The organism is Neobacillus sp. SAB-20_R2A, from assembly GCF_049568635.1.
Lineage (GTDB): Bacteria > Bacillota > Bacilli > Bacillales > Cytobacillaceae > Neobacillus > Neobacillus citreus.
On sequence record NZ_CP145895.1, the window covers coordinates 5188453 to 5203363 of the forward strand.

Genomic DNA, 14911 nt, shown 5'->3' on the forward strand with positions numbered 1-14911 from the left:
CTATTATATAGATTTTTTTGTAAATTTTAAGAAAAAAGTCTCTTAAAATTTACAAAAATATGCATAAACCTACAGAATTTTCATCCTATTCCTTACTAGACAAATAATATTGTGCAATTAATAATTTAAACTTATGACATAATAAAAGAAGGGAAACCCCTTTTGAGGTTTCCCATTATTAAACCGTTCATGTTCTATTAAGTGATTGACTACAAGGTTTTACCACTTGCACATAAAAAGGAAAGAATCGTTCCTTTTTATTTTGATGGCTGTTCGTTCAGGTAATAATATTGCAAATATTGGTACTGTTGGAGAGCAGTTTTTGTCCACCCTGCCTGTTGCTGATAGTTTACAGGAGGCAATTGGTATATTCCATCATTCATTTTATCTTGTAAAAATGAATGCAGGCCATTTCCTTTAATTCCATTTTCTTCTAAAACATAAGGCATTAGAAATGATGAACCCAAGTTTATATTTTCTTTACCTTTATTTCTATAGTTATCCCAAATTAAAAATGGTGTAGAATACATTCTATCATGATTTTCAATGCTTTCAGATTTGTCATCATATCCTGTTTCATAATAGACTATTCTATCATCCCCCAGCCATGGAAGATGATCTCCATACATGACTATCATCGTAGGCTCTTTGCTATTTTCGTAGAAATTAATTAATTTATTTAAAGCCTTATCTACTTCATTTATCTTATAGGCATATTCCTCTAAAATATCAACATGCTCTTGGGGCAAGACGTTACTTGTCGCTTTTATATCGTGCCCATACCATAAAGCATACGGACCATGCAGCTCCATGGTAATACCAAGTACAAAATCCTTTCCCTTGGTTTCTTGAGTTCTTTGTATAATTTTATCAAATAACACGTAATCTTTTGGAACGCCAGGAACATCGTAAACGAACTCTGCGTTCTTCATTTTATCTGAAAACATCGCATAATCAATTCCCAATCGAGGATAAACATCTTCCCTCTTATAAAACCAGCCCACATTGTTATGCAAACCACTTGTTGTATAGCCATATTTTTTCAATTGGTGAGCAACAGAATCCATGGGTTGATTCACATGGGAGGTAAATGGGTGTGTTTCGTATGGGAATAGTTGAAGGCTCATACTAGTCAATACCTCAAATTCTGTATTTGCTGTACCTGCCCCAAATACATTTACCCCTAATTTTCCGGAAGTAAAACGGTTTTGAAGTGAATGAAAAAACGGAATAGGGTCCTCACTGAAATTCACATTTGGAAGTGTCGTTGGATCAAAAAAAGCCTCTAATTGAAGAACTATTATATTTGGTTTAATCTGGTTGGTATTGGACCTTGAAACAAGACTATTTTGTTTTTTTTGATAATAAGTAATTAGTTCTTCAGTATTTTCTTTTGAATAATCTTTGGGTTTCTGCTGATGCATCATTGTTAGTTGAAGGAAATTCCCCATAACAAACCCGTTTGATTGTAAATTATGGAATGGAGTCCTTATTTTATTTGATACTCCAAATTTATTCCAAGTTTCATCATCATTAATATTACTTAAAATAAATAACGAAGAGACACATATAATTGAAATAATTAATCTCAAACCAAATGCCACTGATGACTTCCATTTAATTTTTAAAAATATAAAAAAGATTAATAAAAGAAAAATTCCCCCAATAACAAATAAGAGAATTTGCGTAGTATCAACATATTTTGCTGCCATATTCCAGGATTCTTTAATTAAATAAATATCCTGTGGAATTAATGGATCACTTCGCTTGTCCATTTTAATGGAACTTATATAACTGATACCAACTGATAATACAAATATAAAAGTAGAGATAATTAGATAAATTTTCTTTCTTAAAAAGAAGAAAACATTAAATAAAAGGAACAAAACTAAGGTTCCTGACCAAAAAGGACGATGTTTAAGATAATCCAGAGTCATTTTATTGTCATACGGTATAGCAATCCACGTTAATATTATGTTAAGTATAAAACAAATAAAAAAAGAAATTGATAATGAATATAAAAATTTTATAAATTTCAAAACCCTTTCCCCCGCATTTCATGTTGTATAAGATAAACTATTAAAGAATTAAATTGTTAAATTTATTATTAAATAGAAGTTTTTAACTAACAGTACCTAGTCTAATTGATTTATACTTATTGTAAACAATTTTAATTTAATTAGTTAGATGATTTATCACCAATTCATAAAAAATGTTTTTTTATCAAAGTACACAAGTCCTTTTTTAACTCATCAATTATTCTATTTAATGTAATATTCTCTTCAGTCTGAACTTTATCATATACTTTTTTTATGACATAATAGAAATCCGGTTCAATTACTTCATTTTTTTCTGTTTCATAAAAAATTCCACCTTTAAAAATAACGCATTGTCTATAAATTTATCTTTGACTTTTTATTACTTTCCTTTTAACAAAACAATATTGTTTTAAATATATAATAAAACAACTTAATATACATTGGAAAATACCGACAACACCCAATATGTTTATTGGTGAATTAATGCACATTAGAAAGGTCCTTTTGACAAAGAAAAATCTGTTTATATAATTTTAAAAAGGAAATTCACCATAAAATTAATGATTTTATTTAATAGTAGCGTTAACAGTTGCTCATCTATGGTGTAGAAAACAATAAAACCTTTTTATCCAAAAAAGAGGCTCCTAAAACCTTAGGCACCTCCTTTTTTTTATGGAAAACTTTAATAAGTGTTTTTTTGGTTTAGCTTTTGTTCAATAAAATTTATCAACTCTTCCCTTAAATCTTCATTCTGAAGCGCAAATTCTATAGTTGTTTGAATAAAACCAAGCTTTTCACCCACGTCATATCTATTTCCTTCAAATTCATACGCAAACACACGTTGTATCTGGTTCAGTTTTTGAATGGAGTCCGTAAGCTGAATTTCCCCTCCTGCCCCTACTTCTTGTTTATCAAGGAACATGAAAATCTCGGGAGTAAAAATATATCTTCCTATTATAGCTAAGTTGGAAGGTGCAGTACCCAGTTCCGGTTTTTCAACGAAGTTTTTTACTTGAAATGAACACCCTGCCTGTTCAATCGGATCAATTATACCGTAACGGTTGGTTTCATTATCGAGAACCCTCTTTACTCCAATTACAGATGAATGGGTCCTATTATATTCTTGCATTAATTGTTTCAAGCAAGGAGTTTCAGCTTGAACAATATCATCTCCAAGCAGCACTGCGAAAGGCTCATTCCCTATAAAATTTCTTGCACACCAGACTGCATGCCCTAAACCCTTCGGCTCTTTTTGTCTAATGTAGTGAATATCCACCATTTTCGAAGGTTCTTGAACTTTGTCCAATAAGTCTAATTTGCCTTTATTAAGTAAAGTTTGCTCGAGTTCATATGCATAATCAAAGTGGTCCTCTATTGCCCTCTTACCTTTACCGGTTACAATAATAATATCTTCAATGCCGGATGCAACCGCTTCTTCAACTATGTATTGGATAGTTGGCTTATCAACAATTGGTAACATTTCTTTAGGCATAGCTTTGGTTGCTGGCAAAAATCTCGTTCCTAGGCCTGCTGCCGGTATAATGGCCTTTCTTACCTTTTGCATATTTATTTCACACCTTTCCTTCGAAATAATACTTGTCAAAAAGATTACCTTTTTTAATATATATTCCATTATATATCTTATAATTAATACTTAAAGCACAAAAACAACCTTTGCCCTTTATTCATAAACGTACAAAATTACGAATGTGAATGAGTCTGTACCTGCTGCTTTGGTGTGAACGATAAAGTATATCAATAACTGTTTGTTTACATAAAAAAGACACCGAGCAAAGCCCGATGTCTCACTTAACCTATTATTTATGAACCCAAACCGCCCCAGCAGAGTTATCCTTCGCTTCGCCAATGACTTGGACTTTAAGCGGATACTGTGCCGGAACTTTTACTCCAGCATCTGGAATCATATTGTTCATATATGTTTTTGTTGAATCAAATGCTGTAACGCCTGGAAGGCCTGGATATTCAAAAAGACCGCGGGTCGGAGAATCAATCGTCCATGCAGGTGCCTGATCCAATGAGAACGCAGCATCCGCCACTTGGTATCTTGTACTTTGACTGATGGAAGGTTGACCATTCAGGGTACCTACAATTGCTTCTGGATGGGCATCGACGACGCTTAAGAAGCCTTCACCAGGATGAACGCCGCCCCAGTTATCAGTAAATGTATCGTCACCATACCAAACTACTAAACCAGTATTATATTTAACACCGCGGGAGAATTCTAGTGCTTTATCGGAGCCAGCATAGTTTCTCCATTCAAGATAGTAGTAGTGAGGTTTGCTAATCCAGCCATCTGATACTTCGAAACCATTTAAGGTTACTTTTGCAGTCCCTTCTGCATCATCAGAGAATGCAACCTGTCCATCAACTGTTAATTGAAGGTTATCAATTGCAAAACCGTCTGGAGCAAGACCTCCATCTGTTACATAATTAAATACAAGTTTCACTTTTTTACCGACCAATTGGCTTAGATCTAGAGATTTATCTTCCCATTTGCCTTGAGAAGTCTCAAAACCACCTGAAGTGTTTTGATCACCAATTGTATCAAGTCTTACGCTCTTGCCATCTTCCGTTACAGCATTGACATATAGGTAGTCATAATCAGTTTCAACTTTATAATACTGTTTGTAAGAGAAATCTGCTGCTGTCGCAGTTGTTAAATCAAATACCGGGGTTTCCAGTACTGTATTAAGGTCATCACCTTTTGTGCTGTAATAGTATTTTGCACCAAATTCAGGTGCAATGCCAGGAACCTTTTTGCTCGGAAGGTTTACTTTTACAATACCAGGATTCTTAGATTTAGTAACACTCTGATCGATAATAGTCGCCAGACCATTTTGATCGATATCTTCATAGTTTACTTCTGTAATATTAGCCCAGTTTCCGCCGATTGTTTTTTGATAGAATTCTTTCACCTGCGGCGAGAAACTTGGCGGCTGTGTTCCGGCAATATGGCCGCTCCAGCTGCCGCCGCTCATGATCGACCATTGTGCAACCGTATCGCCATTGCCGGTATATTGTGTATCATACTCATCTGGAGCCCCTAAGTCATGACCATATTCGTGCGCGAATACGCCAACTGCTCCGTCTTCAGGCTCAATTGTATAATCATAAGCAGCCATTTTGCCGCCCCAATAATCCACAGAGGCTGCTGTATTGGCTACTGGATAAACTCCATTTAGTACCCAGCGATGTGACCAAATTGCACTGTCTCCAAGGGCCCCGCCACCGGCTTCTTGACCGACACCCGCGTGCAGAACCATCAAATGGTCAACCAATCCGTCTGGCTCGTTTATGTTTCCGTCACCATCAAGGTCATAGATATCTAAGTTGTCAAACTCCGCCAAATTAACCCCTGATTTTACCGCTGCATTCAAAGCATCTTTAACAAGTCCGCGCGGACCTTTTTTTCCAGGGACATTATCATGACCGCCTTCAGGGTTATCACTGCCGTAATCTGCTGCATTACCTGGTACTTGCAGCCAATCAGTAACAGTTCCTTTCACTGTATAACTGCCGCCAGATTGTTCTTCATAATATTGTTTAAAAGTTTTTACCTTATCTCCATTAAATAGGGTGAAATCCTCATCCCCAAACAGCATTTTTTCGTAATGCTCTTTGCTGAAATCATCTGACCACATATATCCTGGTTCTTGCTCAATATTGTTGTGTTTGAAGTCAGCATACTCTACTAAAAGCACAAGAACCTTATCTTCACGAACGCCCCCGTTATATGCCGCCTGCTTGGCAGAGTCTACTTTAACTGCGCCAGTAGGTTTACCTTTTTTGAAGTTTTCGTGTCCTTTGTTAAGCTGTTTAGCTAGCTTGTCCTTTTGCTTCGTTAAAAAGTCTTTTGCTTTTTTGTCCATTTCCTGCTGTTCTTTGGTTAAGGTTTTGTCTGCCTTGCCAGGCTTTTCGCCCTGCTTCTGCTTGATGTAGTCCTTTACCGCCTTGACCACTTCTTCAGAAGAAGCGTCCTTTGAAATCAGCCCCCGCTCCTGTAAAGCTTTGGCGAGCCGGTCTTGATCAATGATGTTCAAGTCAACCGGAGCCGACTGAACCTCCGCCGCATATGCTGGCTTGGCTGAAAAGGGTGCTGCTTTTGTCCCAACAAACAGCACTGCAAATAATGCCGACGCGGCTAACGTGGTCGCTGCGATGCTGGAAAATACCTTTAGACCGTAGTTCTTCTTCACTATGTATCCCCCCTAATAATAGACTCCTATTTTTATATTTTCAGAAGAGTCTGATTGAAATTCTATCATTGTGTCTGAATATTGTAAATAATGTTAATATAATAATAATTCAAAAGTACTAGGAAAAAATTCCATAACAATTCGTAAAGTATGTAGTTTCCGTTTCATATCTATATTCGTAAAATTATTTAATTAAAACAATTTAGGGAATCAATGGATTTTATCAGTACTTTTGTAGTAGGATAATAGTATTATGAATGGAAATCGGGGTGCTATCGTGCTGACTCCAGCCCAACAAAAAGTCAAACAAGAGCTGGAGGAACTGAAAGCAAATGGTTCTTACAGGGACCAACTGATAAGCGAAAACCCCATTCCAGCTAAAACAAACTCACATAAAAACTGGATATTTGCAGCCCTCGGAATTATTCTACTAATATTGTTTTCTTCTTTGCTAACTATGAACCTGGCAGGTCTAAAAAATGAGAAGATTGTCTCCTTTTTAAAAAAAGAGCAAAGGTACCATAGGGAAAGTTCAACATTATTGGAGGACTGCCTAGAAAATAGAGCGCCCAATCTTCAAGCGGATAAAGCGAAGCAGAACGATCTGGTCACAATGCTAAAGGATTTGCCGGTTCCTTCGGGCTTTCGTGATTATAAACAGGAACTGCTTAGTGTTTATGAGCAGCGCCTTTTCATTATCACGTACCTTGCTGAAACGAAAACGATTGATCATGGCCTGCTTCAAAAATTTTTAATCGAGCTTGATGTAAAACAGGAATTGGCTAAGGATAGTTTACTGAAGGCCTTTGACAGCCAAAAGATAAAATATCATGTACAGGAAAATAAGGCGATTGAATATTGGATAAATGGCAAATCTTATCTTTATGAGGAATGATTCGGTTCCATCTTATTATAACGATCAACAAAAAAGGTCACAGATCAGATTCTGTGGCCCTTTTCTATTATTCTATTTGCGCCGCCTCAGTCTGTTCTAGCGGTGTTTGAATGCGTTTTTGCGCCGATTTTTCCAGTAGGAATAAAATCATGTGAACCACCAGCAATCCACCTGCAAAAAGTTCGACAGCATAGTCGATGTAATACCATGACAGGGTTGCAGTGATATCGTAAAGAGAGTGAACCAGCACGGTCAGCCATAGGTTTCGTGTCCATAACAGGATGATTCCAAACAGGAAGCCCATGTTAGCAAAGGTTACGATGGACCCTATTTTTACCGTCCATGCCTGCTCGGTATCGAGTGTGTGGTCGATGCCGAAAAAAAGCGAGGTCCAAAACAGGGCAACCAATAGGAAGACATCCCTTGTTCCGCTCTCCCACCGTTTTGGAAAAAGCTTTTTGAAGATGGCGAGGAGAAGGATCATGTAAGCTAACCGCCAAACCTCCTCCAAACCGGCCAGGGCGTCTGTATAAAGATCAGCGCCAATTGTATCGATTTTATCCATATAACTCCAAAATTTTGACTCTGCTGCTGCTGTAGTTCCCTTCTCTTCTTCTTGGTAGGTTTGCGTGTCAGTATAAGTTTGCACATATTGGTCATAATCAGAGTTAAAGTCATCGAAGGTCATACTTGAATAGATGTTGATGACTGTGCTACCCAGAAAGAAAATCAAAAAAGCACCCGTAAATTGAAGGACCTTCTGCCGTTTCGTTTTACTTGGGCCCTGCACCAGCGGAGGTGCGAGCCTTCGGTGCAACTTGATGCCGATAAAAAGCGAAGCGACCATCACCGCGTCATAAAGGGTTCCAGCGAGATAGCTGAAGCGGTTGAGATAAAGCAGGATTTCAGCTCCAAAGACCACTACTAGCATACCAATCAACAGCTTAATTGAAATAGGTTTAGTTAAATTCGTTGTCATCAACGTCATTCCCTATAGGTTAATTTTTGGGGGATTTTCAAAATTTACTTACTTAATAAATGTACAGCCAAGATTCCTAAGCCGTTTAATAAAAGCAAGAATACGAAACAGCCAATGATCCACTTCCATGTTCTTGTCATGCGATTTCCCCTTTTTGATGGTTACTTGAATTTGAGTTTAATAGAAATAATTTAACATATTGTTATGTGATAAGCATCAAAATATTCTTACCATTATCCGTAAACCGCCCATACGCCTTTGTAATTCCCCATTTTGAGGCACGAGAACCGTCCCCATGCCTCACTCGAAATTTGTCGATAATACTTTTGTTTTTTTAGACAAATATTTTATGTAAAATACGGCAGGGTTGGTAGAATAGTATTATATAAAGAACAGTCCATATTTATTTATTGAACACTTTTCTGTTAATAGATTACAAGTAGGGGGTTACATAGATGTTGAAAAAGTGGATTTACCTTTTTGCTGTGTTTGTCTTCATCCTTAGTACGGCGGGAGGTTACCGAGCTGAGGCTGCCGCCCAGATGGAGCTTTCTTCACGGATTGAAGGGGTGCTGGTGGTCGACGTCAGCAAGTCAATGCTGTCTAGTGACCCGAATGGTCTTTCTAATGAAGCGATGAAGATGTTTGTGGACATGTCCTCTATTAAAGGGGACAAGATCGGGGTAATTGCTTACGGAAATGATGTCGAAAGCAAAAAGGAGCTCACGAAAATCCAAACGGAAGCGGATAAACAGGCAATCAAGAGTTTTATTGATTCGCTTGGTAAATACAATAACACCGATATTTCCGTTGGAGTTGCTGAGGCCCTGAAATTTTTGGACACTGGCCATGAATCTGGCTATATTCCACTTGTCGTAGTGCTGGCCGACGGCAACAATGATTTGGACAAAACCAAGCCGAAAACTAATCAGCAGGCCGATGAGCAGCTCGCCCAGTCGGTAGTAGATGCAAAAGCGAAGGGCTATCCGATATATGTCATTGGCTTAAATGCTGATGGCAAGCTGAATAAACAGCTGCTGCAGAATATTGCTGCCGGCACGAACGGGAAATTTTTCGAAACAAATAATGCCGCTGACCTGCCAGGCATCCTTAGTGAAATCTTTGCTGACCATTTGAAATTGAAAATGGTCCCGGTTAAAGATGTGACGGCAACCGAAGAGTTTCAGGATGTTCCGTTCACCGTTCCGTACGAAAATGTCCTGGAGGCCAATATTTCGCTGATTTCTAGTAAGCCGGTTGAGCTAAAGCTGATCGATCCGTCAGGAAAAGAAGTCACCATTCCTTCCGACAACATCTCATTAACGAAGTCAAAGAATTATTCAATGTTGAAATTGCTTAATCCCGTTCAAGGAAATTGGACATTGAAGTTGAAGGGCTTCCCTCAGGACAAGGTGGATGTGAAGCTTGTCTTTAACAATGACCTGCAGCTAAAGCTTGCCCCGCTGGCAAAAAATATTAAAGCGGGCGACACCGTGAAGATTGAAGCTTTCTTTGAGGATAACGGCAAGAAAATCGTCAATAAGGATCTATATCCAACGCTAAAGGCCAATCTTTACGTAAAGGACTCAGCCTCAGGAAAAACAGAAGAAATCCCTCTAAAGGCTGGGGACAAAGGGTTTTTCGGCGAGTTTAAAGCCGGGGACTCCTCCAGCTATGAAGTGACAGTGAGGGCTGAAGGCAACAGCTTTTTCCGTGAGACCAATCCGCAAACTTTTGAAATTGCAGCGACTGGAGGTAAAGACATTGAGCCTGTTGCCGGGGATGTTAGTCCTTCCCCTTCAAAAAATTCGATCCCATGGCTGTACATTGCGATTGTAGCAGCTGTAGTGTTTCTGCTGGCGGTGCCGGGCTTCTCCTTTGCTGCAAAAAAGAGGAAGGAAAACCGCGGCTTTAGCGGCCAAATTGTGGTCGAGATAAAGGATGAAGAAACGGGAGTGAGCACAGAGCAAAAGGTGAAAAAACTAAAAGCATTTAAAGGGGAATTTCACTTGCGACAGCTGTTCCTGCTCGATCAGGAATTTTCCGAAACAGACCAAATTACCTTTGTGCCGATAACCGATAATACTTTGCTTCTCCTCAATAAATCCAGTTGTACGATTGACATGGGCGGCGAGTTGATTGACGCCGAAACCGGCCACCGGCTTAGAAGGAATGACAAGCTTTGTATTCATTTACCTGAATTGCATAAGGCTATTTATATTGAAAATGTAAGTTAATTAAGTTAAACTCCTGGCGCCGACTTTCGGGCAGAAGTTTTTTTAATGGTACGTTCGAATGCTTTTTTACTTCAACGCGTTATAATATTTTCAATATTATGATAAAATGGCGTCACTACAATTTTTCCATGGAGTGATAAAATTGCTATCCTTTATCTTGGTAGTGCTTGTCCTATTTCTTATTCCCGGTCCTGCCGTCCTGTTAACCGTCACACAGACCGCAAACGGCGGGCGAAAATCAGGGATCATCACAGGTGTGGGGATTGCCGTTGGGGACTTGATCCATACGATTGCGGCAGTGCTTGGACTTTCGGCCATCTTAATGACCTCTGCCCTTGCCTTTGAAATCGTGAAATATTTAGGGGCTGCTTATTTGATTTTCATTGGGATTAAATCATTTTTAGAAAAAGCAAAAAGTCAAACGGAGGCTGTTGCGGTTGCTAAACCAAGCTCGGCGGTCACGTCCTTCCGCCAGGCCCTGCTCATTGAACTGTTGAATCCGAAAACTGCGCTGTTCTTTTTGGCCTTTCTTCCGCAATTTGTTCATCACAACGGAACGCCGGTTGTTCTGCAGCTGTTGACTCTCGGCCTCACCTTCGTATTAATGAGCATATTGTATACAACACTTTTGGCCTTTTTGACAAGCTCCGTCGGGAAGCGGCTTTTTTCCAATCGGAACAGCCGATTTGCCCGCTGGCAGGGTAAAGTGGTTGGGACCATCTATATTGGCCTGGGATTGCAGTTGGTTTTACAAAGCCAAAAATAACAAAGGGAGACAGCCCATCGGAGTGCTGTCCCCTTTTGTTGTGGAGATTTAGTGATTAGCGACTCCCAGGTATCGAAAGCCAAGTTCCTCGATTTTGGTTTTATTGAGCATGTTTCTCCCATCAAAGATGATAGGCTGTTTCATCAATGGCTTAAGGGCCGCCCAGTCTAAGGTTTTGTAGTCGTTCCAGTCGGTGCAAAGAATGACTGCGTCGGCACCTTTCACAGTTTCCTCCACCTTCGAAAACTGTATTAATCCCGATGATTTTACGACGGGATCATGGACTTGAACCGTAGCCTGTTCCCCGCGCAGTTTTTCAATCAAAATCAAACTTGGCGATTCCCGTGTATCGTCCGTATTGGCTTTAAAGGCTAATCCCAGCACGGCAATTGTTTTGTTTTCCAAGTTTCCGCCCAACACCTGCCTGATTTTCTTCATAAAATAAAGCTGTTGTTCGTCGTTTACTTGAACAACCTTTTCCAATATCGAAAGCGGTCTTCCCGTTTCTTTGGACGTTTGGATTAAGGCATTGACATCCTTGGGGAAGCAGGAGCCGCCGAAGCCCATTCCAGCACGGAGGAAATGCGGGCCAATCCGGTGGTCGAGGCCAATCCCTGTGGAAATGTCATTGACGTTGATCCCTAGTGCATCACAAACCCGGGCTAACTCATTAATAAAGGAAATTTTCATGGCAAGGAAGGAATTGGCCGCATACTTGATCATTTCGGAGGCTTGCGGGTTGGTTTCAATAATTGGGCATTGAAAGCCCTTGTATAGTTCACGCATGACTGCTCTAGCTTTGTCACTTGAAGCACCAATAACGATCCGGTCGGGATTAAGTGCATCATGAAGGGCAGAACCCTCACGCAGGAATTCTGGATTAGATACGATGTCAAAAGGGATGGGGGCTAGCTGTTTCTCCTTAATCCAATTGGTGACGTTTTCAGCAGTGCCCACGGGTACCGTACTTTTGGTCACAATCAACTTATAATGGTTCATATAGTGGCCGATCGTCCCTGCAACATTTTTTACAAAAGTGAGATCTGCTTTTCCCTGGGCTCCCAATGGTGTGCCGACACATATAAAAATAACATCGTTTTCTTTTACGGCTTTCTCGGTGTCAGTTGTAAAGCGGATGTTTTGAGCGCTGACATGCTTGGTCAATAAATCCTCAAGGCCAGGCTCGTAGAAATACAGTTTACCCGCTTGCAGCGCGTTTATTTTTCGTTCATCGAGGTCCAGGCCGGTTACTTGATGCCCCATTTCGCAAAAAATAAGTCCGGTCGTCGTCCCGACATAGCCTGTTCCGACGATTAATATTTTCAAAACGGATGTAGTCCTCCTTTTTCACGAAAGGACTGAATAAGGCCCCCTAGGCTAATTCTTCGGATGTTCCAATAAGCCTTCAGGCGAGCCTTGTCCTCCCCTCTAATTAAGCTAGTATTAATCTATTCAGAAAGTGATTTTAAGTAAGGTTGTTCTGCCTAGAAAGGGGGAGAAATGGGCACCATTTGTAAAGTGCAAGAACTCACCCATCTGTTCGGCCACCTCCCGCCCATTTAAGACAAGCATTTCAAGAGGGGAAAAATAAAGGTATCCACAGCTGATTTGTGGCTATCCATAGTTTATAAACAAGTTTTTAACAGTATCCACATGGTTATCAACAGATTTATACAGGTTATCCACGTTTTGACCCCAAAAAATATTTTTCTAAAAAGTCAAATACCCACAAAGATACACTAGTTACCCACAATCGGCAAAGATTTATCCACAAGTTATACACGTTATGCACAAAAAAATAGGAACTAGAAAGTAGCTTCTAGTTCCAGGGAGTTTATTGCTTCTGTGACCGTATTTCGGGCGACTGTTCTTCTTGATTATTTTTTACAATCTCCCGAAGTTCCCCTTCATCTCCTTTTGCATTAATAATTTCAAAAATTTGATTCAAACCTTTGCTTGTTTCGTCGTTTTTGTTTTTCAAAAAAAGCGCCTCCTTTTATTAATAGAATTACCACTATCAGCTGAGAAATTAGTATTTACACCATATAAATATTACTTTGCTCACCAATTCACAAATTGTTCAAGAACCCCCCTATTTTGAGTGACCAGCATCACTAGAAGCTTTTCTAATAAAAGTAAAATGAAAGTGTAATCATTAATCAAAAAAATAAATTAGGAGTTATTAATGGAGGGAAGTAAAATGGGTAAGTTTACAAAGGTTGCAGCAACACTGGTTGTCACATCTGCTTTAATTCTTGGTGCTTGTGGAAAAACTGATCTTTCAGTGGAAAAAAAGGTGGAGGCGCAGACAGACAAAGAAGCTGCAGTTGAAGTATTCGCACCCCATAAAGGCCTGAACCAAAAACCAACTCCTCTTAAAATGGAACGAATTAGCGAGCATGAAGTCAATATTGAAATGACCGCTCAAATTACTGACATTGAAATCAATAAAGGCGAAATGTATAAGGCTTGGACATTTAACGGTGAAGCGCCTGGTCCAGTAATTGTTGTCAATCAAGGAGATAAAATTAATTTTACCTTAAAGAATATGGATCCATCCATCCCGCACAGCATGGACTTCCATGCCGTACATGCGGCACCTTCCGCTGATTTTGCGAATGTCATGCCGGATCATACCGGCAGCTTCAGCTATCCTGCTGACAATCCTGGCGTATTTATGTACCACTGCGGTACGAAGCCGGTGCTCGCTCATATTGCGAATGGGATGCATGGCATGATTATTGTGAAACCGAAGGAAGGCTATCCTACTGATACTCAGGTGACACGCGAGTATGCGCTTGTGCAAAACGAATGGTATAAATATAACAACCTTGACGACTTTACGAATGGGGTTCCTAAATACGTAGTCTTTTCCGCCAAGGCCCTTAAAGACGGTGACCCAAATACAAACGGTTCCGTTGGCTCCCTTGTTGACAAACCGCTCCTTGCCAAGGTTGGTGACAAAGTGAGACTTTACGTCGACAACGTTGGCCCGAATGAGGTTTCTAGCTTCCATGTAGTCGGAACTGTTTTTGATGATGTGTATATCGACGGAAATCCATTCAACCACATGAAAGGCATGCAAACCGTGCTTCTGCCAGCAAGTGGCGGCGCCGTGGTTGAGTTCACTGTAACAAAAGAAGGAAGCTATCCAATAGTAACCCACCAATTCAACCATGCCACCAAAGGAGCTGTAGCGGTTCTGAAGGTGACTAAAGACGGACATGATGATGGCAGCGCTGTAATGTCTCACTAATATATGTATAGATGTAAAAAGAAATCGGCTGTGGAACAGCCGATTTCTTTTTTGTCGTGGCGAAAAAAGTGTCGAAAGATTCCTTGTCCCTCTGACATTTTTCATCTTATTTCACCTTAAGGATTTGCTATCTTAAAAGAAACCATTTTTCAGGTTATAGGATTTAGTTTAAATCCTAGTTCAATCGCTTTGCTATTGTGATAGATTGCTTTAATCTTCAACTTCCACCTTAGCTTCTCGCATAAACAATCCTGCTGCAGCAGCTCATTATGTCTGTACAGATAGACATGATAATAGTATTTTCCCTTTTGCCATAACTTTAACACATGAAAACCTCCTCACTTGTCTTACATAAACCGCTGGAGTATTCGTGTTCGGTAGCTGGCTAGCATCGTTGTTAAACATTAGCCCCTATAGCTTTGCGTCACCATTTTTCAATAGCTTTGCCGTTTCGTACGATTTATGTGTTTGTAAACAGCATAAATAACCTACTTTAAAATGAAAAGAGTCTTGGGTACTAAT

Annotated in this window: 11 protein-coding genes and 1 riboswitch; of the genes, 4 read left to right on the top strand and 7 right to left on the bottom strand. The window is 39.7% G+C overall.

Annotated elements, in window-relative coordinates:
- Window positions 1-257: 257 nt before the first annotated feature.
- The 3 genes from V5M37_RS25580 to V5M37_RS25590 all read right to left on the bottom strand — a co-directional run bounded on the left by V5M37_RS25580 (window position 258) and on the right by V5M37_RS25590 (window position 6256).
- Window positions 258-2039, bottom strand: coding sequence for an LTA synthase family protein (locus V5M37_RS25580; RefSeq protein ID WP_423799698.1), 1782 nt, complete (start codon window positions 2037-2039; stop codon window positions 258-260).
- A gap of 682 nt (window positions 2040-2721) precedes the next feature.
- Complete coding sequence (galU, locus tag V5M37_RS25585) at window positions 2722-3603, bottom strand: UTP--glucose-1-phosphate uridylyltransferase GalU (RefSeq protein WP_423799699.1); 882 nt, start codon at window positions 3601-3603, stop codon at window positions 2722-2724.
- Between the two features lie 253 nt (window positions 3604-3856).
- Entirely contained in the window at window positions 3857-6256 is a 2400-nt protein-coding gene (locus V5M37_RS25590) for an immune inhibitor A domain-containing protein (RefSeq protein WP_423799700.1), read from the bottom strand.
- Window positions 6257-6509: 253 nt separating this feature from the next.
- Here V5M37_RS25590 and V5M37_RS25595 point away from each other — a divergent pair, with 253 nt between their 5' ends.
- A complete protein-coding gene (locus V5M37_RS25595) occupies window positions 6510-7151 on the top strand; it encodes a hypothetical protein (RefSeq protein WP_423799701.1) in 642 nt (213 codons plus the stop codon).
- A 67-nt stretch (window positions 7152-7218) separates the two neighbouring features.
- Here V5M37_RS25595 and V5M37_RS25600 read toward each other — a convergent pair whose 3' ends face one another.
- Entirely contained in the window at window positions 7219-8130 is a 912-nt protein-coding gene (locus V5M37_RS25600) for a CPBP family glutamic-type intramembrane protease (protein ID WP_423799702.1), read from the bottom strand.
- A gap of 455 nt (window positions 8131-8585) precedes the next feature.
- Between V5M37_RS25600 and V5M37_RS25605 the strand changes: the two genes are divergently transcribed.
- Both V5M37_RS25605 and V5M37_RS25610 read left to right on the top strand, forming a co-directional pair.
- Entirely contained in the window at window positions 8586-10367 is a 1782-nt protein-coding gene (locus tag V5M37_RS25605; protein WP_423799703.1) for a vWA domain-containing protein, read from the top strand.
- A gap of 142 nt (window positions 10368-10509) precedes the next feature.
- A complete protein-coding gene (locus V5M37_RS25610; protein WP_423799704.1) occupies window positions 10510-11133 on the top strand; it encodes a LysE family translocator in 624 nt (207 codons plus the stop codon).
- A 48-nt stretch (window positions 11134-11181) separates the two neighbouring features.
- On the opposite strand, the gene V5M37_RS25615 is transcribed toward V5M37_RS25610, so the two are convergent.
- Both V5M37_RS25615 and V5M37_RS25620 read right to left on the bottom strand, forming a co-directional pair.
- A complete protein-coding gene (locus V5M37_RS25615; protein ID WP_423799705.1) occupies window positions 11182-12459 on the bottom strand; it encodes a UDP-glucose dehydrogenase family protein in 1278 nt (425 codons plus the stop codon).
- Window positions 12460-12967: 508 nt separating this feature from the next.
- Window positions 12968-13114 carry a hypothetical protein gene (locus V5M37_RS25620; RefSeq protein WP_423799706.1) on the bottom strand — a complete coding sequence of 49 codons (147 nt, stop codon included), beginning with the start codon at window positions 13112-13114 and terminating at the stop codon, window positions 12968-12970.
- Between the two features lie 219 nt (window positions 13115-13333).
- On the opposite strand from V5M37_RS25620, the gene V5M37_RS25625 reads away from it, so the two are divergent.
- Complete coding sequence (locus V5M37_RS25625) at window positions 13334-14389, top strand: multicopper oxidase domain-containing protein (RefSeq protein ID WP_423799707.1); 1056 nt, start codon at window positions 13334-13336, stop codon at window positions 14387-14389.
- Window positions 14390-14538: 149 nt separating this feature from the next.
- Here V5M37_RS25625 and V5M37_RS25630 read toward each other — a convergent pair whose 3' ends face one another.
- Entirely contained in the window at window positions 14539-14715 is a 177-nt protein-coding gene (locus V5M37_RS25630; protein WP_241114137.1) for a hypothetical protein, read from the bottom strand.
- Between the two features lie 47 nt (window positions 14716-14762).
- Window positions 14763-14847, bottom strand: a riboswitch (cyclic di-GMP riboswitch).
- Window positions 14848-14911: the final 64 nt, after the last annotated feature.